Genomic DNA, 20,774 nt, shown 5'->3' with positions numbered 1-20,774 from the left:
TCGACGGCATGCAATTCCCTTTGTACTCTGAGGAATTCGCTGCCGACCCACATGGCAACTACCGCGCGATGCGGCAGCGCTACGGCTCCCTGGTACCGGTGGAGCTCGCGCCCGGGGTGCCCGCCACCCTGGTGATCGGCTATCACGACGCGGTGCGGATTCTCAATGACCCGGAGCATTTTCCGGCCGATCCACGCATCTGGCAGCAGAATATTCCGGCGGACTGCCCGGTGAAGCCGATGATGGAGTGGTATCCGAATGTGCTGCGCAATGCGGGTGATGCGCATCGGCGGTACCGGCAGGCCAATGTCAGCGCCGTCGACGGCGTGGATCTGCACGGGCTGCACGCGATCGTGGAGCGCGAGGCCACTCCGCTGATAAACACGTTCTGCGAGAACGGATCCGCGGAGCTGATCAGCCAGTACGCGTTCCCGCTGGTCTTCGCCGGCCTCAATGACATGCTCGGCTGTCCGCCGGAGATCGGCCAGCGCGTCGCAGCGGGTATGGCGGCGCTCTTCGATTCGGTCGACGAGAACGCCGAGCTGGGTATGCAAATGCTCAGTGGCGCACTGCTGGAGCTGATCGAGCTCAAGAAGCGCGAACCCGGCGACGATATGGTCACCCGGCTGCTGCAGCACGACGCGGGCCTGGACGACACCGAGATGCTCGCCAACATCATCAGCATCTACGGCGCCGGACTCGAACCGCAGCAGAATCTGATCATCAACACGCTGCGGCTGATCCTCACCGACGACCGCTTCGCAGGTGACGTGCTCGGCGGAAGTCTCTCCACCCGTGATGCTTTGGACGAGGTGCTCTTCAACGATCCGCCCATGGCCAACTTCGCCATCTCCTATCCGCGCCAGCCCATGCTCGTCGGTGATACCTGGCTGCCCGCGCATCAACCGGTCGTGATCAGCCTGGCGGGCTGCAATAACGATCCCGCCATCGGCGGCGGTGAGCGCATCGGCAATCGCTCGCATCTGGCCTGGAGTCTGGGGCCGCACGCCTGCCCGGCGAAGTCGGTCGCCTCACTGGTGGCGCAGGAGGCCATCGACCAGCTACTGGACGCGCTGCCCGAGCTGCGCCTCGCGGTGCCGGTTGATGAATTATCTTGGCGTGCAGGGCCGTTCCACCGCGCGCTGGCGGCGCTGCCGGTGGTCTTCCCTGCGAGTCCGCCGTTGAATGTGAAGTAGGAGAGTTGTTTTGACGATCGAACCCCTGGCGCTGGATCTCACCGGTGTCGACATTCAAGGCGAGAATGCCCGCATCCGTGCTCGTGGACCGGTGACCCTGGTCGAGTTGATGGGTGTGCCCGCCTGGTCGGTCACCGATGCCGAGGTGCTCAAGCGCCTGCTGGCCGATCCGCGGGTGTCGAAGGATCCGGCACAGCACTGGGCGGCCTTCGGAAACGGTGAGGTCACCCCGGAGTGGCCGCTGTTCCCGTGGGTCGCGGCGACCAATATGTTCACCGCCTACGGGGCCGATCACCGGCGCCTGCGCAAGCTGGTCTCGCCCGCGTTCACTCATCGCCGCACCATGGCGCTGCGGCCGCGCATCGAGGAGATCGTGACCGATCTCCTGGATCGGCTGGCGGCCGCGCCGGCGGGTGAAACCGTGGATCTGCGTGAGGGTTTCGCGTACCCGGTGCCGATTCAGGTGCTCACCGAGCTGATGGGTGTGCCCGAGGATCGGGAACCCGCCCTGCGCATCTGCGTGGCGCGGTTCTTCGATACCGAGATCTCGCCCGAGGCCGCCGGGGCCAACTATGTCGAAATGTTCGGTCTCATCGAGGAACTCGTCGCCTTCAAGCGCGACAACCCGGGCGACGACATGGTCAGCGTGCTCATCGCCACCCGTGACGAGGACGGCGAGCGGCTCACCGAGAAGGAGATGGTCGATACGTTGATGCTTGTCATCAACGCCGGTCATGAGACCACCGTAAACCTTTTGGACCAGGCCATTTTCGCGCTCCTCACCCATCCCGAGCAGTTGGCCGCCGTCCGCGCGGGCGAGGTCACCTGGGAGGACGTCATCGAGGAGACGCTGCGCTACGAGGCTCCCGTGGCCCATCTCCCGCTGCGCTACGCGGTGGAGGATATCGAGATCGACGGCATCACCATCCCCAAGGGCGACGCCATTCTCGCCTCCTACGCCGCCGCGGGCCGCGACCCGAAGATCCACGGCGACACCGCCGAATCCTTCGACGTCACCCGCGTCAACAAGGATCATGTCTCCTTCGGCCACGGCGTCCACCACTGCATCGGCGCACCCCTGGCCCGCCTGGAGGCGAGCATCGCCCTGCCCGCACTGTTCAACCGCTTCCCGGATCTGGAGTTCGCCACCGACCCTGCCGATATCGCCCCGGTGATCGGCTTCATCTCCAACGGCCACCGCGACCTCCCGGTCCGCCGCACCGCCGAGTAGCTCCGGACGTCTTCGGGCCCGGCGGGGGCCGGGCCCGAATCACCCTGATCGCGGTATCCACCGAGCACGTCACCTTCCCCGGCGGCATCGAACCGGAAGTCAACTGAACGGCGTCCGGTCCGGACAACCCACAACGGCGTCCGGAACCACCCTGATCAGCTATTTCCCGGAGTCCACAAGGTTTCCGTAAGTGCCGCAACAGGTTCGGCTCCCTACTGTTCGAACTGCCGCTCAGGCAATCGCTCAACCGAATCAGTACGGGGGAACCAAATGAGGAATCTGCGCACCGCAATCGCCACCGCAATCGCCGCACTGGGCTGGACCGCCGTCGCGGCAACCGCCGCACCGGCACACGCCGACTATCCCGGCGCATGCCTGGTGTGGCAGAACCACTCCGGACGAACACTCGACATCTCGATGAACTACCCGGCCGGACACGATGGCGCGTGGACGGTCGAGCCGGGCGACTACGGCCTCGTGAGTGAGAACCATGTGATCATCACGTCGAACACGGGCCATTTCAACGTGACTCTCTCCGACTCGCGCCCCACCGTCTGGAATTACGATCCGTACATGAACCGAAAGGACGGCTGCAACGGTGCATGGATACTGACGATCAACTAGCCGACGTCAGTGTCCGACCACCGTCAGCACGAATTGCTGGGTCGTATTGTTCTGGGCCGGACGGCTCACGACGCCGTAATCCTTTTCGGGGATCTCGTGGGCGTCGACGTAGCGGTTACTGGAGACCTGCTGCATGGTGTACTTTCCGCCGCCGATGGATTGAATCCGCCACTGCTGCGTCGGATTGTTCTGCACGGGGCGGGTCACCAGGTGGTAGTCCAGGGATTCGATCTCATGGGCGTCCAGGTAGCGGTGGCTGCTGACCTGTTCCACGGTTCCGGTGCCGGTTCCGCTGTCATCCCAGTGAATTCGCCACTGCTGGCTGACATCGCCCTGCTTGGGCCGGGTGACGACGTTGTAATCGTGCGTGCGGTCATTCCAAGCATCGAGATAGCGGCCGCTGGAAACCTGTTGAATTGTCACGACATCGTCCGGCTGCGCGGCATTCGCGGTGGCGGGAGCGATAACCATGCCGACGGCGGTCAGGGCGCCGAAGAAGAGTCCTGCTTTCGCGCGGGTGATGAAGTGTGTCAAGTCAGGATTCCTCTGATCGAAGGGTGTCGCCATATCGGCTCAAACCAATGTTCGAGCAGGCGCACCCGATCCGGAACGGACCCTGAGGAGGCACTTCCACTCCCGGGGGTGAGCAAATCACCCCCAGAGAGTGGCCGTGGCAATCAGTTGGCCGAGGCGTTCAGCTTGGAGCTTCGGTAGCTGAAGCCGAAGTAGAGGGCCAGGCCGAGCAGGAGCCAGACCACGAAGCGGACCCAGGTGATGATGTCGAGGTGGCTGATGAGCCAGAGGGAGAAGGCGACTCCGATCAGGGGGACCACGGGGACCCAGGGGGTGCGGAAGGCTCGGTCGGCGTCGGGGCGGGTTCGGCGGAGGCGGATGACGCCCAGGGCTACGACTATGAAGGCCATGAGGATGCCTACGTTGGTCAGTTCGGCGGCCTCCCGGATGGGGAGGAATCCGGCGATGAGGGCGGAAACCACTCCTACGGGCCAGATTACGCGGGTGGGGACCTTGCGGCGTTCGCTGCTCTTGCCGAAGTAGGAGGGGAGCAGGCCGTCTCGGCTCATGGCGAAACCGACTCGGGTGACGGCGAGCATATTGGCGAAAGCCGAAGTGGTGACGCCGATTACGGCTCCGACCGCGATTATCAGGCCGAGGATGCCCATACCGACGGTGTCGAAGGCGCTGGAGAACGGGGAGGAGACATTGATGTCGGTGTAGTTGACCATGCCGACGATCACCAGGCAGACCAGCAGGTAGACCACCGAGGCGATACCGAGGCTGATCATGATCGCCTTGGGCATCAGGCGTTTGCCGTCCTTGGACTCCTCGGCGGCGGCGCTCATGGCGTCGTAGCCGTAGACGGCGAAGAAGGCCAGGGCCGCACCGGAGACCGCGCTGCCGACGCCGAAGGGGAAGAACGGGGTGTAGTTGCCCGCCTTGATATGGAAGGCGCCCGCGATAACCACAATCGCGACGATCAGCATCTTCAATGCTACGAGACCTGTTTGCACACGGGCGGATTCGCGGGTGCCACGTGAGAGCAGGAAGGCCAGCAGCAGGCAGAGCAGCACCGCGAACAGGTCGATCTTATGACCGTCACCGGTACCGGGTGCGCCCAGCGCCCAGGTGGGGAGATCGAATCCGATGTAGTGGGTGATGTAGTTGAGGTAGCCGGAGACCGCGATGGCCACCACCGAGACAATGGCGGTGTACTCGAGCAGCAGATCCCAGCCGATCATGAAGCCGATGATCTCGCCCAGTGCCACATAGGAATACGTGTACGCCGAACCCGCCTTGGGCACCATGCCCGCGAATTCGGCGTAACACAGACCCGCCGCGCCCGAGGCGACAATGGCAATGGCGAAGGACACCAGTACGGCCGGACCGGACACCTCATGGGCCACCACACCCGCCAGCGAGAAGACGCCGGCACCGACCAGGCCACCCAGGCTCAGCGCCACCAGCTGCCATAGACCCATACTCTTGTTGAAATCGCCGGTGTCCTCGGAGGTCACGGGCATTCGGCGCATCACCCCGCGCAAAGTCATGGGGGAACGCGGGCGCTTGGTTACGACAGTCATTGTCGTGGCCTTTCAGGTGGTGATCGGTAAAACAGTTGTCGCGGTGCTGGATTGGGCGCGATAGCGCGTGCGTCAGAAGATGAATCCCTCGGGGAACGGGTCCGACGGGTCGAGCAGATAATTGGCGGTGCCGGTCAGCCACGCGCGGCCGGTGATCGTGGGGATGATCGCGGGAGTGCCCGCGACCGTGGTGGTTTCCACTGCCCGCGCGTAAAACGTGGTGCCGATGAACGAGTCATTGCGCAGCACCTCGTCCCCGGCGAGCAGTCCGCGCGCGTGCTGGCGCGCCAGCAGCGCTGAAGTACCTGTGCCGCAAGGGGACCGATCGAACCAGCCGGGGTGAATGGCCATGGCATTGCGGGTATGCGCGGGTTCGGAAGCCGGGTCCAGGAACAACACATGCTTACAACCGGAGATGCTCGCGTCCGCGAGATGCACCGGACGGCGGAACTCGTTGATGGCCGCCATGATTCGCAATCCGGCATCGAGAATGCGATCCTTGTGCGCGCGATCGAACGGCAGCCCGAGTTTGCCGAGATCCACGATGGCGTAGAAGTTTCCGCCGTAGGCCAGGTCGTAGCGCACCGCGCCGAGTCCCGGGACCTCGACCTCATTGTCGAGACTGTCGCAGTACGACGGCACATTCCGCAGCGTGACCGAATCCGCGTGCCCCGCTGTCACATTCACGGTGGCGACCACGCGCCCGGCCGGGGTATCCAGGCGAATCTCGGTCACCGGCTCGGTCACCGGAATCATTCCCGCCTCGACCAAGGCGGTCGCCACCCCGATGGTTCCGTGACCGCACATCGGCAACAGCCCACTGACCTCGATGAACAACACGCCGTACTGTCCATCGGGGGTGGTCGCGGGTTGCAGAATCGCCCCGCTCATCGACGCGTGCCCGCGCGGTTCGTTCACCAGCAGCCTGCGCAACCCGTCCAGATGCTCGAGGAAATACGTGCGCCGCTGCGCCATGGTCTCGCCGGGAATCGTGCCGACCCCGCCCGTGATCACCCGGGTGGGCATGCCCTCGGTATGGGTGTCGATCGCGGAGATGATCTTGCTGCTGTGCATCAGGACAGTCCTTCACTATCGATTTCGGCGAGTTCACGCAGGCGGATCGGGGCGGCCAGGGGACGCCAGGCAGGCGTGGCGGCCGCCAATCCGGGGAGTGCGGCACCATCCGGGAGTGCTGCGCCGCAGGGAATCTCGGCACCGGGCTCCTCCCCGCACCACGGCGCGGCGGAGTTCCCGCTACCCAGAGACGCCGACGGGCACACTCGCCCCGGCGATCCGGATGCCGCGGTGCACGCACCGCCGAGGTGCGCACCGGCACGGACATCTCGATTCATCGCGGCCGTGGACTGACAGTTCCGGAGCCGCAGCGCCTCGATATTGGTGGCACACATGCGGCCCTGGCAGGGACCGAGACCCGCGCGAGTGGCGAGTTTGGCGGGGCGGTAGCCATCGCCCGCGGCGCGCGCCCATGCGGCGGTGAGTTCGCCGAGAGTGGTTGTCTCACAGCGACAGATCACCGTGTCGGGGTTGGACCAAGCCAGTGCGCCGGGACGGAGCGGGTGGGCGGCGGCCAGGCGGGTGACGAATTGCCGCGCGGTGCGGTGGCGGGCACGGAGTGCGCGGTCGGAGGTCGGGTCGGCTCCGGCGGCGCTCATTCCAGCGGCCCAGCCCTCGACGGCGGCGACTCGACTGCCCCCGATACCGGTGATTTCCCCTGCTGCCCACACGAATTCGGCGGTCGTGCGCTGGGAGTCGTCGACCACGACGAAACCTTCGGCGGTCAAACGCGCACCGGTGGCGACCGCGAGCTCATGCTGAGGGGTGAAACCGTGCGATACCGCTACCGCGTCCACGGGAATGGTGGTGTGACTGCCGGGAATCGGCAACCACTCCGCGTCGAGGCGGGCGATGGTCGCCTCCTCCGCCCTGCCGTCACCGGCCACCGCGACGATCGCGGTCGAGGTGCGCAGTGGAATACGGTGTCGCACTCCGGATCCGAGGTATTCGAACAGCTCGACCGCCTTACCCGCGCTATGCCTCAGCTCCCAAGGGCGGGCAGCCCACTGCCGTAGCACTCGCCGAGCCGGATTGGCCTCGAGCACGCCCAGGACCTTCGCGCCTCCTGAGGCCAGTGATTGCGCGACCGGGAGCAGGAATGGTCCGGTACCGGAGAGCAATACGGACTTGCCGACCAGTACGCGCTGGGTCTTCGCGAGGGTTTGCGCGGCACCGGCGGTGTACACGCCGGGCAGATCCCAGCCGGGAAATGGACATACCCGGTCGTACGCACCGGTGGCGATGATCAGCGCATCGCCCTGCACGACGCGATGTGTGCGCCGGTCACCCTCGACCCCGATCAGCAATCGCACTGCGGGGCAACCGCCTTCGGCATGCCGTTCGATCTGATAGACCGCCGCCAACGACAGATACTCGCAGCGCGGATGTTCGGTCAGCCATCGTGCGCGATGCTCGGACGCCCGGTAACCGTGTCCGATGGACAGTGGCCGGCGCACACCATAGTCGGTGGGAATCCGCCGGTTGTACTGTCCGCCGAGCGCCTCATTGGCATCGATCAATGTCACCGAAGCACCGTGCCGCAGTGCGGATTCCGCCGCGGCGGTCCCGGCCGGTCCACCGCCGATCACCACGACATGCCTGCTCATCGCTGCCCTGCCTCGGTCCGCGTGGCGATAACCCGGGTCTGCGTGGCAATGCGGTCGCCATCCCGAGCCGGTCGCCGACACAGCCGGATATCGGGCACACCGTTCACGGTCGCGACGCAGTCGAAGCAGACTCCGATACCGCAGAACACGCCGCGCGGTGCGCCATTGGGTGCGGTCCGCCAGTGCGAGCGGTCGGCGGCCAGCAGGACCGAGGCCAGGGTCTGGCCGTGCACGCCCGGCACCTCGATGCCGTCGCAGATGATGGTGAGCGGGCGGTCCGAACGACCGACCGGATCGCTCTCCGGGGGAATCAGATTGGGGCTCATAGTGCCGAGGCTCCTTGTGATAGGTACTCCCCTACGGCGATGACCGCGGGACGGCCGACGGCGAAGGGCGCGATATCGACCTCGCCCGGGCGGCCCGCCACAGCGTCGGCGAGCAACCGCGCGGTGCCGACCGAGAGCCCGATACCCGCGCCCTCATGCCCGGTGGCATGCCAGAGTCCGGGCAGTCGCGGATCCGGGCCGATCACCGGCAGATGATCGTCGACATACGGCCGGAATCCGCCGTACGCGCGCATGATCGCGACCTCCGCGAGCACCGGATACAGCCGTAATGCCTTGCGCGCGATGGCGGCCAGACTGTCCGGCCGAATCCGATCGTCGAAACCGCACTGCCGCCGGGACGAGCCGAGCAGTAGCGGACCGCCGCGCGTGGACTCCACCACCGCCGAGGATTGCAGTGCCGCATCCGAACTGCCCACCGCACCGACGTAATCGGCGTCGTAGACCTTGTGGAAGACGGTCGGTGGCATGGGTGCGGTGATCAGCACATCCCCGCGCCGCGGCTTGACCGCGATCGGTGCACCGAGGATTTCGGAAACCGGTCCGGACCACGGACCGGCGGCATTGATCACCACATCCGCGTAGCGGAAGCCGGAGGTGGTGCGCACCCCGATCAACCGGCCGCCTTCGATAATGGGTCCGGTGACGGCACACCGTGTTTCGACAATCGCACCGGCCGCGACGGCGGACCCGATCAGGGCCGCCGCCGCGCCGACGGGCTGGACCTGAGCGTCGTCGGGGTAATAGACGCTCGCGGTCACATCCCGGGTCAATGCGGGCTCCGCCGCCGCCAGCTGATCCGCGTCGAGAGACTCGCAGCGGACCCCGGCGGCACGCTGCCCACGGGCGAACTCGTCCAGTGCGACGGCCCCGGCCTCGGTGGTGGCAACGACTATGCCGCCCTTGGGTTCCCATTCGACCGCCGCCGCCTCCACGGGCAGCAGTGCGGCGATTCGCTCGAGCACCTCCGGCCATAATCCGCGCGAGTAGCGCGCGAGCTCCAGCTCCGGCCCGGGCCCCTTATCCGAGATCAGGACATTGCCCTCACCATGCGCGGTGGTCCCCGACGCCAGCCCACCCGCCTCACACACCCGCACCGACGCACCTTCGAGGGTGAGCCGATCCGCGAGCGCGCAGCCGATCATGCCGCCACCGATAATGAGCACGTCACTCCCGGCGAGAGCCGCCGCTCCGAACGAGTCGAGAATCATTGCGCGCGTACTCCATCCACCGATCGCGGCAGACCCAGCGGATTAGCCGCCCGCAACTGCGGCGGTAGCAGTTCGTCCGGCACCGACTGGAAGGCGACAGGCCGCAGAAACCGCGTAATCGCCCCGGTCCCAACCGATGTCGTCCCCGCAGCGGTTGTGGCCGGATATGGCCCACCATGCTGCTGCGCGTAGGTCACCGACAGCCCGGTCGGCCACGAATTCCACAGCACCCGACCCGCCACGCGCGCGGCAGCGGCGAAGAGCCCATGCGTGGTGTCGTCAGCCTGCTCACCGAAGACCGATACGGTCAATTCGCCGTGCAGCGACCGAGCCAACTCCAACAGCTCTGCGGCGTCCCGATACGTAACCAATAGCGTTGCCGGACCGAACATCTCCCGCATCAGCTCATCCCGATCAGCCAACACCGCCTGCGCGGTGGTGACCAGCAACAACGCTTCGCCCGGCCGCTCGCCGCGCAGTGTCCGCACTTGCGGATGCGCGCGCACCGGTTCGACAGCGTGGGCGAATCCCGCGGCGATCTGATCATTGAGCAGCTCACCGGTCGGAGGTGCTGCGGCGCTGCGCAATTCGTCCAGTATGGGAGCCCCCTCAGGCACCGCTACCAGGCCGGGCTTGGTACACAGCTGTCCCGCGCTGGAACTCACCGCCGTCAACAGGCCGGAGGCGATCTCCACGGCCCGGGCGCGCGCCGCTTCGGGGGTCACGAATACCGGATTGATAGATCCGAGCTCACCGTAGAAGGGGATCGGCACCGGACGGGCACAGGCCAGGTCGTACAGTGCGCGACCGCCCGCGGTGGAGCCGGTGAACGCCACCGCGCTGACAGCGGGATGCCGCAGGGCCTGAACTCCGGCGTCGCGCCCGAAGATGAGGCCGAATGTGCCACTCGGAGCACCACATTCGTCGATCACCTCATCGATGAGCGCCCCCACCGCACGGGACAACTCGGGATGGCCCGGATTCGCCTTCACGATCACCGGACACCCGGCCGCCAACGCGGAGGCGGTATCCCCACCGGCCACGGAGAACGCGAAGGGGAAATTGCTCGCCGCGAAGTTGAGCACCGGCCCGAGCGGAACATTCATCCGCCGCAGATCCGGGCGAGGCGCTCCCATGGGCCACTCCGGATCGGCGGAATCGATTCGCACGTCGAGGAATCCGCCATCCCGAACCACCTGCGCGAACAACCGCAGCTGGAAGCTGGTCCGCTTCAACTCCCCCGCCAATCGCGGCACCGCGAGATGCGTCTCCCGCACCGCCAGCGCGATCAGCTCCGCCGAATGCGCGTCGAGCCGCTCGGCGATCCCATCGAGCGCCCGGGCCCGCACCACCAAATCCATTGCGGCCCAGGCTCCCGCCGCGTTCGCGGCCGCCTCGGCAATGGCATCGACCTCCGCCACAGCGGACTCGGCCGACGCCGCTTCCTTACTGGTCATCGCGCTCCCACTTCCCGTATCCGGCATTCCGTGCGGTTTCGCCCGGCCTACCGGTAGCCCTTGGCCAGCACGTCCTGGGTGTCGGCGGTGATCTTGGCGATCAGTTCCGGGGCGAGCGGTACGCGCGGGGGACGGCACGGGCCGCCGGGGCGTCCGGCCAGGTCCATCGAGAGCTTGATGGCGTGCACGAATTCGGTCTTGGAGTCCCAGCGCAGCAGTTTGTGCAGGTCACGGTAGAGAGGCAGCGCCTTGTCCAGGTCGCGATTGACCGAGGCGTTGTACAGCTCGACGGTGGCCTGCGGAATAGCGTTCGGGTATCCGGCGACCCAGCCGACCGCACCCGCGATACCGAGCTCGAGCACCACATCATCGGAGCCGACGAGCACATCGAGTTCCGGTGCCAGCTCCTTGATCTCGTAGAAGCGGCGCACATCGCCGGTGAACTCCTTGACGCCGACGATCAGCCCCTCGGCGTGCAGTTCGGCCAGGAGGCCGGGGGTGAGGTCGATGTGGGTGTCGATCGGATTGTTGTAGGCCACAATCGGCAGACCGACCTGTGCGACGGTCCGATAGTGGTCCAGGATCGAATCGCGTCCGCCGCGATAGGTGTTGGGCGGCAACAGCATTACCGCCTGCGCGCCCGCCTCGGCCGCCTGCTCGGCCCAGCGGCGAGCCTGCAACGCACCGTAGGCGGCGATACCGGGCATGACGGTGAATCCGGCGGGGGCCGCGGCGATCGCGGTGGTCACCACCTTGGCCCGCTCGTCATCGCCAAGCGTCTGATATTCGCCGAGCGAGCCATTGGGGCTCACCCCGTGGCAGCCATTGGCCGCCAGCCACGCCACGTGTTCGGCATACGCGTCGTAGTCGACCGAGAGGTCCGCGTGGAACGGCAGGGTCGTCGCGACCAGTACCCCGTGCCAGGGCTTGTTCACCGTTGACGTGGTCGTTTCGGTCATGAGGGCCTCCATCGAATCGAGAGTCCGGGATGAGCGCCCGGCCGCCGGTGTCACCACAGTGCCGTGTGACATTGCACTGAAGTTAGCGGGTGTGGGCGGGGTCACGCAACCACTTGCGTGATGGCCATCACTTCTCTACGGTGCAATGTCACACAGCACTGAGCGATGGGGGTGCACACCATGACCGCTGTCGACGACACCGCCGCGACCACGCGGCAACCCACCGCGCTCTCGTTCCGCTATCAGGTCGCGCCGACTCTGGCCGGATCACCGGCCCCGCTCATCGCGATCAGCCTGTTGAACGGATTCCACAGCTCTTATCCGATCTCGCTGTATCTTGTTGCGGCGGCGATCATCTCGGTGATCGCGGTGGGCCTGGCCAAGGAGACCTCCGGTACCTCCCTGCACACGGTCGATGCGGAAGCCGCCGACCGGTGACGCGCTGAATGCAACGTGACATGGCATAGAATGCCTTCGACCGATCCGATCAGCTGACCATGGGCAGGAGTCACGTGAGCCTCGAGCACTTCACCCAGATGGAGAAGGTCAGCCTCCGCGACAAGGTTTCGCGGGCCCTGCGCGCGGCCATTATCGCCGGTGAGATGGAGCCGGGCGTGGTGTACTCCGCGCCAACGCTCGGCGCGCGGTTCGGGGTCTCGGCGACACCGGTGCGCGAGGCCATGCTCGATCTGGCGCGCGAGAATCTCATTTCCATCGTGCCCAACAAGGGATTTCGTGTCACCGAGGTCGCCGAGAAGGACCTCGATGACATCACCCGGATTCGACTGCTGCTCGAACCGCCGATCGTTCGCGAGGTCACGCCGCTGATTCCGGCCGCGGATCTGCCGCGGCTGCGCGAACTCGCGGCCAAGATCGTCGAAGGGGCCGAGCGCGGCGATCTGGTCGAGTACACCGCCGCCGACCAGATCTTCCACCTGGCGCTGCTCGGCTATGCCGACAATCCTCGGCTGACCGGTCTGGTCGCGGATCTGCGCGACCACACCCGCCTGTTCGGCCTGGCCTCACTCGCCAAGAAGGGCGAGCTGGTCGGCGTCGCCCGCGAGCATTTCACCATCGTCGACCTCATCGAATCCGGTGATCAGGATGCGGTGGAAGCCTTCCTGCGCAACCACATCAGCCAGGCGCGCGGGCGCTGGGCCAAGCCCGAGGATTAAGCGAACCGCCAGCGCGTCGCACCGTGCGGATCGGTGAGCGCGACCCCGACCGCGGTGTGAATCGTGAAGCGGTAGAGGTACCAGGGTCCCGGGCCGGCGCTCTGCGCGCTGTAGGGCGCGTTGACCGTATCCCCCGCACGCTCAGCGGGCCAACCACCGGCGCGATAGACGGCGGTCACCGCATCGAGCTCGGCGATATCGGTGGTTCGATGCGCATGCCCGTCGAAGATCAGATCGGCCTCCGCGAACCGATAGGCCAGCGTGCACGCCGGATTACCGATCAGGTTGCGCGACTTGAGAGTTCCGGGCCCGCTGGTGAAGTACAGGAACCCGTCGTACTCGACGGCCCCGATCCCCGTGGTGTGCGGCCGCCCGTCCGAGTCGGCGGTGGACAGGAATGCCGGAGTCTCGGGCAGACCGATCCCCGCCTCCGCCGATTTGCGCGCCCGGCTCCAGGACAGCTTGTCGTCCCCGTAGATATTCAGATCCTTGGCATCGATCGGGTCTGGCAGCATGACTCCTCCTTGATTCGTGATCCTGCAAATCAAGACGATGCGGCGCACCGGAATTCATCACCGCCAGGTGGTGACGGTCGCCTGAGCCATGATCGCCGATCCCATCCAGCGCCGGAGGTAGCGACGCAGCTCTTCATCGGTGCGCGGCGGGTGGCCGGGTGAGACGAAGAACGATTGCATGATGCGGAGCAGGTATTCGACGAGTTCGCGCAGGGCATCGTCGTCGTAACCGTAACCGCGCCAGTCGACATCGAAGCGTTTGATCATGGTCATGCCGAAGTCCTGCGCCTCTTCGGAGGTGATGCCGTCCGGATCGGCCGCGGAGTTGGCGGGGGTCAGCATGATGCCCAGGTGCGGGGTGCGCGGGACCTCGGCGAGGGTGAAGACAATGGCCTCGGTCATCGCCTCGACCGGATCGGGCATACCGCTGACCTGCGCGGCGAGCCGATCCAGGAAACCGGCGACGGCGGCGATGGCCGACGCGCGCATGAGGGCGTCCGCGCTCGGGAAGTAGCGGTACACGGTCTGGCGGATGACACCGAGTGATTCGGCCACGTCGGCGATGCTGATCTCCCGGCCGGTGCGGCCGATCAATTCGACCGCGGCGGCGACGATGCGGCGTGCCGCCTCGTCGTCACTGTCCGGCGGAGTTCCGCCCCATCCCCGCCTGCGTGCCACAAAAACCGACGTTAGCACGGGGTCGCGGGCCGACTCGATTTCTTACGAACATACACACAGACGCTCCTGTGTATGTTTGTATGGTCGCCATGACGGATCTGATTGTGCGGAAGATGAATTTCGCCTTCGAGGACTACGACGTGCCCTTCCTCTGGAACGAGGAGAATCCGGCCTTCTCGTCGATGGCCAATGCCGTGTCCTTCCTGGCCATCGGCTTCGAGAAGATGATCGTGAAGATGATCATGCAGGTGAAGCCGCAGATCACCGACGCCGAAGTCGCCGAGGAGGCGGACGCGTTCATGCGACAGGAGGGGCAGCATTCATCCGCGCATCGCCAGCATGTGCGCGGGCTGATCCGGAACTATCCGGGATTGCAGGAGACACTCGACGAGGTGATCGGTGAATTCGACCGGCTCACCGCCGAGACGCCGCTGAAGTATCGGCTCGCCTACACCGCGGATCTCGAGGCGACCTTCACCTCGGTCTTCAAACTCATGCTCGACAACGAGGCCGCGCTCTTCCGGCCCGGCGATGATCGCGTTGCCTCACTGTTCATCTGGCACTTCGTCGAGGAGGTCGAGCATCGCAGTTCGGCGCTGATCATCTTCGACTCCGTCGTGGGCAGTGACCTCTACCGGATGCGCGTCGCGGCGTCGATCTTCCAGCACGTGCTGAAGGTGGTCAGAATCGCCTGCGCGGGCTTCAATAAGCATGTGCCACTGGAGGAACGGCAGGTCGACGCGCTCGCCATGTTCGCGAACTACCGCCGTAAGCAGCATCTGCGGCGGTGGCTGCCGGGACTGAGTCCGCAGAACAGCGGGCCGATGCTGCGCGCCTTCGACGATCTGCCGCTCGGCGAACAGCTGATCGCATTGAAGGGGATAATCCGCAGCCAGCTGCCCAAGCACAATCCGGCCCACGAGACGCTGCCCGCACTCGCCGATGTGTGGTTCCGGCGCTACGAGGCCGGATATGACGTAACACGCTGGTACACAGCGGATTCCATCGGCTCGGAGGCCAATTCGTGACCGACCACTGCTCCCCCACCTTCGATCAGCTCGCGCATTCGCTCGGCTTCTCCTGCGAAGAGGCGGGCGGAATCGTCGAATTCCGCAACCCCTTCGGGCTGGAGAACTGGACGCTGCCCGTCCTCGAGTGCACCATCATCGTCGGCTCGATCCTGGCCCTGGTGCTCGCGGTAATTCGCCTGCGCCGCAATGGAGATCCCACCAACCTGGTGCTCTGGTTCGGCGCGACGGCCTACCTGTTCATCATCGAACCCCCGCTGTACTTCCCCGCGGCGTTCGGCATCCAAGACCATGTCGACACGATGTTCGCGCACAATGTCTTCACCGTCGACTTCCTGTGGGGCCGACTACCCCTCTACATCGTGGCCATCTACCCCTTCATGGCGACGGTCGCCTACGAAATCGTCCGCATGCTGGGCGTTTTCCGCCGTCACGGCGCATTCCTGGGCGCGGTCTGCGTAGGCTTCGTGCACCACGCGTTCTACGAGATCTTCGACCACATCGGCCCGCAACTGCGCTGGTGGGAATGGTCCACCGGCAACTCCCTCAATCAGCCGATGTTCGATTCGGTACCCCTGCCCAGCGTGGTGGTCTTCGCCGCCCTCTGGCCCACGTCGCTGGCCTTCTGCGTTTACTGGTTCGTGGGCCGCAAAGTCGATGCCGGACAACACTTCACCGGTCTCCAACTACTCGGTCGCACGGTGACAATCGGCCTCCTGGCCTCCCTGGGCACCTTCATCCTGCCCTTGCCCGCCACCGTCTTCGGCGCGGGCAGCACCACGGTCCGCGGCACCCTCTACGCCGCCGAACTGATCCTGCTGACCCTGGTGGCCATCCCCGTCCTGTTCCGCCAGTGGCGATCCCTACGCCGCGACCCCGAATCCCCGCACTACACGAACCCTTTCATTCGCTGGTACAGCGTCCTGTATCTCGCCGTCTTCGCCCTGCTCTGGGCCACCGCCCTCCCCGACTTCCTCGACGCCGACAACGGCCTGACAACCAACGGCGACCCCATCGGCAACCTCTGGTACACCCTCGCCTGCTTCGCCATCGCAATCCTCTGCGTAGCAGCGACATTCACCACCGCACGTCCTACCACCGAGGTCGCGAAACCCGCCGAACCCGCCGACATCCCCGGCCGGGCCGTGGCCTGAGAATCAGAGCCGCAGGTGCGTGGTCGCGAGGGTGTGCAGCGACCACCACAGCAGCGGGGCGGCGATGAGCGCGCCGAACAGGATGATCATGGCAATGCCGCCGCCGTCACGCGTAATGATGTGCAACACGAGCGATTCCACGAACAGGACGATCAAGCTCACTACGGCGACACCGACGGCCGCCCACATGGCGGCCGGTTGAAAGGTGAATCTGCCCACGGTCCACCCGAAGAGCAGTAGCACCGGTAGGACGAAGATCAGCCAGTAGAAGGAGAGTACGACCAGGTTCGACGCGTGCGCGACACGATCGGTCTCGCCCGCGCCGTCGACCGATTCGCTTGCCACCGTGCGGATTCGAGACAGTTGCACGGTGACGTGACCCACTCCGGCCAGTGCACAGGCGAGCAGCAGCGCGCCGTACCCCGCCGCGACATCGCCGGAGGTATCCAGCGGTGTACGCCAGGCCCACACCGTGGGCAGCCAGGAGGCGCCCACCATCGGACCCAGCGCGATAATGGTTTCCGGTCTGGCACAGAGCCTTTCACGCATATACCCGACCGGCAGCCGACGCCGCTTCCGACGGAACAACCAGAAGATCGTGAGCAGCGCCGAGATACCGATCACCGGCGTCAACCACCGCCAGTGCGCGGGCTCGGTGAACATGGACACGAACGCGATCAGCGCACTCGATACCCAGACCATGGTCGCCGGTCGACTCACCGCCATCCACATGCCGTCGGCCCGCGCCAGTCGCGGATCGACCGGCGCTGCCGCGGACCCCGAGGCCGGATGCAGTGCGCTCGCGTAATCCTCCAGATCCCACTCGATCTCCCACTCCCCCGCAGGCTCCGGCCACTCGCCCTGATGTCCGGAGCCGGGGCACATCACCCCGCTGTCATCGGCGCGATAGTCGTACTCGGGATCGAGCATTCCGTAATCCCGCATCTGCGCCATGCGGAGGGTGATGGCGAGGCCATGCCAGGACTCGTGACAGTACGGATTCGGGCAATCCGGATAGGTCGGATCGTCGAAGTCGTATCCGGTGCGAGGTTCGCCATCACGCATGCTGTCCTCGACGAGCAGATCGATCTCATCGAGCAGGCGCAGCACCGGATCGGGGCGCGGCGCACCGGCGTCCTCGGCGCGCCGCCCGATCGGGCGTCCCCACAGATCATCCCCCTGAGCGTCCACCTGCCGATAGTAGGTCGAGGCACCGACGCTCGAACACCCGATAATGCGGTGGACTCACCCCCATCGAGGAGTGCCTCAATGCGCCCCGAGGGCATCCAGAATCATCGGCCGCGCGATGGCGAGCGCCTGCTGCCAGTACGGCCAGGTGTGCGTGCCGTTCACGAAATCGATTCGCGCGGGAATTCCCAACGCCACCAGTCGATCCCGGAGCATCTGATTGGCGACCATGGTCATCGCCTCCAGCCCCATGGCGTTCACGGTATTGCCGACCCCGAACCGCAGATCCGCCAGTCCGGGCACCGCATTGCCGGTCGAGATGTACATCGGCAGGCCGCGCAGCAGTTCGGCCTGGTTGGTCGCGTCATTGCGATTCCACGCGGGATCCGAGGCCGGACCCCACATATCGTCGACATCGAAGTTGCCCTCATCGATCATGGCGGCGCGCATGGCCTCGTTCCACATCGGGAAGGTGGGGTGCACAAAGCCGGAGAACGACCCGGCGAACCGGAATTGATCACGATGATGCGCGGCCAGTGTGAGCGCCGCGTTCCCGCCCATGGACGCGCCGACAATCGCGTTATTCGTGCGCGAGACACCGAATCCGGCCAGATAGTCGGGGAGTTCCTTGGTCAGGAACGTCTCCCACCGGTACGTCGTCGCCTGATGATTGCTGCTGCTGGGCCGATACCAATCGGTATAGAAGCTGGAGTGCCCACCCACCGGGAACACCAAAGTCACATTGTCGCCGACGAATTGGCGCAGCGCGTCGGTATCGCTGGTCCACTGACTGTGATCCCCCGGTGCCCGCAAGCCATCCAGCAGATACAGCGCGGAGCTGCCACCACGCGCGGCCCACTGCACCTGAACCTTGATCGGCCCCATACTCGACGGCACCCAAAGCTCCTGGTAACCGCCTGCCGGAGAACGCAATACCGGCCCGTGCACCGGTGCGGCGATCGCGACCTCTGCCCCCGCCGAGGCCAGCAGGACCGCCGCCGCGGCAACAGTTCCCGCCCTGCGCAACCACCGCTGATTTCGAATTCGCGCGTCAGTATTCACCTGTAAACCTCCCACCTGGTCCAGGCCAAGTTACCGCAGTCGGCTCGAATCCCGCTGTCCCTCAGCGGAACTTACCGATTCGACTGGAGCGCGTGATGGTGGGTACAGCGAAAGCCGGGGCGGCACAGGCCACCCCGGCTCTTCCGGGCTACGGGATCAGCAACCTCCCGAGGAGGTCGTTGACCGCCCAGATCAGGTCACCGATGAAATGCGGGATCATGCCTTTCCTCCTTCGCGAAAGATACTTATCGATCAACTACATTCGCCCTGCCCGCCGGACGGAACGGACCGACAGGTGTGCTGATCAGATATTCGTTGCGCGCGTCGAGACGGATGGCCGCTGGATCCCCTCGGCCGAGGGTCGTTGCCGCGGTCCCGAATTCGCTTTGCGGGGTAGTCGATCGGGTGTTACTGTTCCGGCCGGTCGGACCAACTGGTTCGTCTGGAACGGTCTCGGGGGGTTCCCAATGTTCAATTGGTATGTCGGTCTGCTCGCACTCAGCGGTGTGCTGATGCTCGCCATGGCGGCGGTGAAGAATGGTCACAGCGTCACCTCGCGTTCGATCAATGCGATCTTCGGCGCGGTATTCCTGGGCTATGCCGGATATCTGGCATTTCTCTTCGACGGCGGCTCGTACCTGATCTTCTTCCAGGCGTTCATCGTCCCGATCATGATGGTGGTCAACTTCTTCCGCAATCGCACACCGGCGCCGAAGCTCACCGATACCCAGAAGGCCTGGCGCGAATACCAGCAGTCCGAACAGCAGCGGTAGCCGAACCGTCAGGACATGATCGATCGCCAGTCCCGCCAGCGCGTCCGGCCTTTGGCGATGAACACTCCGTACGCCAGGGCGGCGAGATACATCAGGACGTGGGAGTTCTCCAGGATGGGCTCGCTGTGCCAGGGCTTGGGCAGCAGGAAAATGCCTACGGAGACGTAATTCTCACCCCAGTGGTAGGCCCAGGCGCCGGTACCGACGAAGAGCAGGGCGGCAGCTCCCCACCAGCGCGGATTAGATTGAGCGCGATCGACGAGGTGAACCATCAAGGGGACGAACCAGACCCAGTGATGACCCCAGGCGAAGGGCGATACCGCGCAGGCCGTCATACCCGCGAGGGTGGCGGCCAACAGTCGTTCACCTCGATGGTCCAGCGCGACGGTCACCACGAGGCTCACAAAAGTGACGGCGATGGTGACCACCAGCCACAACCAGAGCGGTGCGGCCCCATGACTCAGATGAGCGAGCACCCCGCGAATCGATTGATTCGCCGGATTGGTATCGGGCGCGATGCGATCGGATTGGAAGAACGTCGAGAACCAGTACCGATGGGAATCTTCGGGCAGGATCACCCAGGCCAGGGCAATGGTCCCCAGGAAGGTCAGCGCCGCGACGGCCGCCGAACGCCATTGGCGCAGCGCGAGATACTGCACCACGAAGTAGCCCGGAACAAGCTTGATACCCGCGGCCACCCCCACGCCGATCCCGCGTATCCGACTGTCGTCGGCCCGCGAGAAATCCCACAGCACCAGCAGCATGAGCACCAGGTTGATCTGCCCGTAGAACATCGTGGTGCGCACCGGCTCCAGAAACAGGCAGGTCAGCGTGAGCAGCGCACTGACCCCCGCCAACCTCGGGGTCACCCGATAACCGAGTGCGCGCCAACACAACAGCACACACCCGAACAGCACGAACACATTCAACAGCAGTGACGCATAAGTGATCCAGCTCCACGGAATCGCCGCGATCGGCAGGAACACCAGCGCCGAAAACGGCGTGTACGTGTACAGGAGCCCGAAGAACGTCGGCTCGGTATACAGCGGCCGCCCCTGCAACACCCGCTCCGCGCCATCCCGATAAACGTGCGCGTCCAACCCCCCGGCCAGAATCCCGCCCGACTCGCTCATCCACGGATTCACCGTGGTCAACACCAGGACCACCGCGAGCACCGCACCCACACCCAGCACCGAAACCGTCGCACCCGAACGCTCGAACTCCCGCAACCCCACTCTCAACACGATTCATTACCCTACGTAATGAATCGCCCCGATCATGCCCCGGAAACCGGGGTACCGCGGTGCCCTTGCTCACCACACGACGCCGAGATCGCGTGGCGTATGCTTCAACACACTGTTCGTTTCTCGATGATGGCCCCGATGCGCCGCGAAGCATC

21 protein-coding genes are annotated in these 20,774 nt (G+C 65.4%); 8 read left to right on the top strand and 13 right to left on the bottom strand.

The genetic code is table 11. The features are described 5' to 3' along the window. The first annotated feature begins 8 nt into the window (after positions 1-8). The 3 genes from OHB26_RS20125 (at position 9) to OHB26_RS20115 (ending at position 3,051) form a co-directional block, all read left to right on the top strand. The gene (locus OHB26_RS20125; protein WP_330185712.1) at positions 9-1,196 is read left to right on the top strand and encodes a cytochrome P450; all 1,188 of its coding nucleotides are present in this window, start codon (positions 9-11) and stop codon (positions 1,194-1,196) included. A gap of 10 nt (positions 1,197-1,206) precedes the next feature. Further along, positions 1,207-2,427, top strand: a complete 1,221-nt coding sequence (locus tag OHB26_RS20120; protein WP_330178827.1) for a cytochrome P450 family protein — start codon at positions 1,207-1,209, stop codon at positions 2,425-2,427. Positions 2,428-2,697: 270 nt separating this feature from the next. Continuing rightward, on the top strand, positions 2,698-3,051 hold the full coding sequence (locus tag OHB26_RS20115; protein WP_330178826.1) for a hypothetical protein: 354 nt from the start codon (positions 2,698-2,700) through the stop codon (positions 3,049-3,051). A gap of 6 nt (positions 3,052-3,057) precedes the next feature. On the opposite strand, the gene OHB26_RS20110 is transcribed toward OHB26_RS20115, so the two are convergent. The 8 genes from OHB26_RS20110 to OHB26_RS20075 form a co-directional block, all read right to left on the bottom strand. After that, positions 3,058-3,585 (bottom strand): RICIN domain-containing protein, encoded by a 528-nt coding sequence (locus OHB26_RS20110; protein WP_330178825.1) that lies wholly within the window; start codon positions 3,583-3,585, stop codon positions 3,058-3,060. A gap of 143 nt (positions 3,586-3,728) precedes the next feature. Then, positions 3,729-5,150: an amino acid permease gene (locus OHB26_RS20105; RefSeq protein ID WP_330178824.1), complete on the bottom strand. Its 1,422-nt coding sequence runs from the start codon at positions 5,148-5,150 to the stop codon at positions 3,729-3,731. 72 nt (positions 5,151-5,222) lie between these two features. Beyond that, the gene (locus OHB26_RS20100) at positions 5,223-6,224 is read right to left on the bottom strand and encodes a proline racemase family protein (RefSeq protein WP_330178823.1); all 1,002 of its coding nucleotides are present in this window, start codon (positions 6,222-6,224) and stop codon (positions 5,223-5,225) included. After that, entirely contained in the window at positions 6,224-7,831 is a 1,608-nt protein-coding gene (locus OHB26_RS20095; RefSeq protein WP_330178822.1) for an FAD-dependent oxidoreductase, read from the bottom strand. Before OHB26_RS20095 ends, OHB26_RS20100 begins: the two co-directional genes overlap by 1 nt. Beyond that, complete coding sequence (locus OHB26_RS20090; RefSeq protein ID WP_330178821.1) at positions 7,828-8,157, bottom strand: (2Fe-2S)-binding protein; 330 nt, start codon at positions 8,155-8,157, stop codon at positions 7,828-7,830. Before OHB26_RS20090 ends, OHB26_RS20095 begins: the two co-directional genes overlap by 4 nt. Next, complete coding sequence (locus OHB26_RS20085; RefSeq protein ID WP_330178820.1) at positions 8,154-9,386, bottom strand: NAD(P)/FAD-dependent oxidoreductase; 1,233 nt, start codon at positions 9,384-9,386, stop codon at positions 8,154-8,156. The genes OHB26_RS20090 and OHB26_RS20085 overlap by 4 nt, the downstream gene beginning before the upstream one ends. Next, a complete protein-coding gene (locus OHB26_RS20080; RefSeq protein WP_330178819.1) occupies positions 9,383-10,843 on the bottom strand; it encodes an aldehyde dehydrogenase (NADP(+)) in 1,461 nt (486 codons plus the stop codon). Before OHB26_RS20080 ends, OHB26_RS20085 begins: the two co-directional genes overlap by 4 nt. A 47-nt stretch (positions 10,844-10,890) precedes the next feature. Beyond that, a complete protein-coding gene (locus OHB26_RS20075; RefSeq protein WP_330178818.1) occupies positions 10,891-11,802 on the bottom strand; it encodes a dihydrodipicolinate synthase family protein in 912 nt (303 codons plus the stop codon). Between the two features lie 180 nt (positions 11,803-11,982). Here OHB26_RS20075 and OHB26_RS20070 point away from each other — a divergent pair, with 180 nt between their 5' ends. Beyond that, on the top strand, positions 11,983-12,240 hold the full coding sequence (locus OHB26_RS20070; RefSeq protein ID WP_330178817.1) for a hypothetical protein: 258 nt from the start codon (positions 11,983-11,985) through the stop codon (positions 12,238-12,240). Between the two features lie 74 nt (positions 12,241-12,314). Continuing rightward, positions 12,315-12,977, top strand: a complete 663-nt coding sequence (locus OHB26_RS20065) for a GntR family transcriptional regulator (protein ID WP_330178816.1) — start codon at positions 12,315-12,317, stop codon at positions 12,975-12,977. Here the strand turns inward: OHB26_RS20065 and OHB26_RS20060 are convergent. Both OHB26_RS20060 and OHB26_RS20055 read right to left on the bottom strand, forming a co-directional pair. Next, a complete protein-coding gene (locus OHB26_RS20060; protein ID WP_330178815.1) occupies positions 12,974-13,492 on the bottom strand; it encodes a pyridoxamine 5'-phosphate oxidase family protein in 519 nt (172 codons plus the stop codon). The two genes, OHB26_RS20065 and OHB26_RS20060, sit on opposite strands and share 4 nt — an antisense overlap. Before the next feature lie 57 nt (positions 13,493-13,549). Then, the gene (locus OHB26_RS20055; protein WP_330178814.1) at positions 13,550-14,170 is read right to left on the bottom strand and encodes a TetR/AcrR family transcriptional regulator; all 621 of its coding nucleotides are present in this window, start codon (positions 14,168-14,170) and stop codon (positions 13,550-13,552) included. A gap of 89 nt (positions 14,171-14,259) precedes the next feature. Here OHB26_RS20055 and OHB26_RS20050 point away from each other — a divergent pair, with 89 nt between their 5' ends. After that, complete coding sequence (locus OHB26_RS20050; RefSeq protein WP_330178813.1) at positions 14,260-15,198, top strand: metal-dependent hydrolase; 939 nt, start codon at positions 14,260-14,262, stop codon at positions 15,196-15,198. Further along, positions 15,195-16,352 (top strand): hypothetical protein, encoded by a 1,158-nt coding sequence (locus tag OHB26_RS20045; protein WP_330178812.1) that lies wholly within the window; start codon positions 15,195-15,197, stop codon positions 16,350-16,352. Before OHB26_RS20050 ends, OHB26_RS20045 begins: the two co-directional genes overlap by 4 nt. 3 nt (positions 16,353-16,355) lie before the next feature. Here OHB26_RS20045 and OHB26_RS20040 read toward each other — a convergent pair whose 3' ends face one another. Both OHB26_RS20040 and OHB26_RS20035 read right to left on the bottom strand, forming a co-directional pair. Beyond that, positions 16,356-17,543 (bottom strand): hypothetical protein, encoded by a 1,188-nt coding sequence (locus tag OHB26_RS20040; protein ID WP_330178811.1) that lies wholly within the window; start codon positions 17,541-17,543, stop codon positions 16,356-16,358. A 75-nt stretch (positions 17,544-17,618) separates the two neighbouring features. Then, on the bottom strand, positions 17,619-18,602 hold the full coding sequence (locus OHB26_RS20035; protein WP_330178810.1) for an alpha/beta hydrolase: 984 nt from the start codon (positions 18,600-18,602) through the stop codon (positions 17,619-17,621). Between the two features lie 467 nt (positions 18,603-19,069). Between OHB26_RS20035 and OHB26_RS20030 the strand changes: the two genes are divergently transcribed. Further along, the gene (locus OHB26_RS20030; protein WP_330178809.1) at positions 19,070-19,375 is read left to right on the top strand and encodes a hypothetical protein; all 306 of its coding nucleotides are present in this window, start codon (positions 19,070-19,072) and stop codon (positions 19,373-19,375) included. An 8-nt stretch (positions 19,376-19,383) separates the two neighbouring features. Here the strand turns inward: OHB26_RS20030 and OHB26_RS20025 are convergent, their stop codons facing one another. Then, entirely contained in the window at positions 19,384-20,619 is a 1,236-nt protein-coding gene (locus tag OHB26_RS20025) for a glycosyltransferase 87 family protein (protein WP_330178808.1), read from the bottom strand. Positions 20,620-20,774: the final 155 nt, after the last annotated feature.

The organism is Nocardia sp. NBC_01503, assembly GCF_036327755.1.
Taxonomy (GTDB): domain Bacteria; phylum Actinomycetota; class Actinomycetes; order Mycobacteriales; family Mycobacteriaceae; genus Nocardia.
This window is presented reverse-complemented; position numbering and strand designations above follow the sequence as displayed.

Coding starts and splice junctions, on each gene's coding strand:
- OHB26_RS20125 (WP_330185712.1), top strand. CDS start 9: ATGCAATTCCCTTTGTACTCTGAGGAATTCGCTGCCGACCCACATGGC.
- OHB26_RS20115 (WP_330178826.1), top strand. CDS start 2,698: ATGAGGAATCTGCGCACCGCAATCGCCACCGCAATCGCCGCACTGGGC.
- OHB26_RS20105 (WP_330178824.1), bottom strand. CDS start 5,150: ATGACTGTCGTAACCAAGCGCCCGCGTTCCCCCATGACTTTGCGCGGG.
- OHB26_RS20100 (WP_330178823.1), bottom strand. CDS start 6,224: ATGCACAGCAGCAAGATCATCTCCGCGATCGACACCCATACCGAGGGC.
- OHB26_RS20095 (WP_330178822.1), bottom strand. CDS start 7,831: ATGAGCAGGCATGTCGTGGTGATCGGCGGTGGACCGGCCGGGACCGCC.
- OHB26_RS20090 (WP_330178821.1), bottom strand. CDS start 8,157: ATGAGCCCCAATCTGATTCCCCCGGAGAGCGATCCGGTCGGTCGTTCG.
- OHB26_RS20085 (WP_330178820.1), bottom strand. CDS start 9,386: ATGATTCTCGACTCGTTCGGAGCGGCGGCTCTCGCCGGGAGTGACGTG.
- OHB26_RS20080 (WP_330178819.1), bottom strand. CDS start 10,843: ATGACCAGTAAGGAAGCGGCGTCGGCCGAGTCCGCTGTGGCGGAGGTC.
- OHB26_RS20075 (WP_330178818.1), bottom strand. CDS start 11,802: ATGACCGAAACGACCACGTCAACGGTGAACAAGCCCTGGCACGGGGTA.
- OHB26_RS20070 (WP_330178817.1), top strand. CDS start 11,983: ATGACCGCTGTCGACGACACCGCCGCGACCACGCGGCAACCCACCGCG.
- OHB26_RS20060 (WP_330178815.1), bottom strand. CDS start 13,492: ATGCTGCCAGACCCGATCGATGCCAAGGATCTGAATATCTACGGGGAC.
- OHB26_RS20050 (WP_330178813.1), top strand. CDS start 14,260: ATGACGGATCTGATTGTGCGGAAGATGAATTTCGCCTTCGAGGACTAC.
- OHB26_RS20030 (WP_330178809.1), top strand. CDS start 19,070: ATGTTCAATTGGTATGTCGGTCTGCTCGCACTCAGCGGTGTGCTGATG.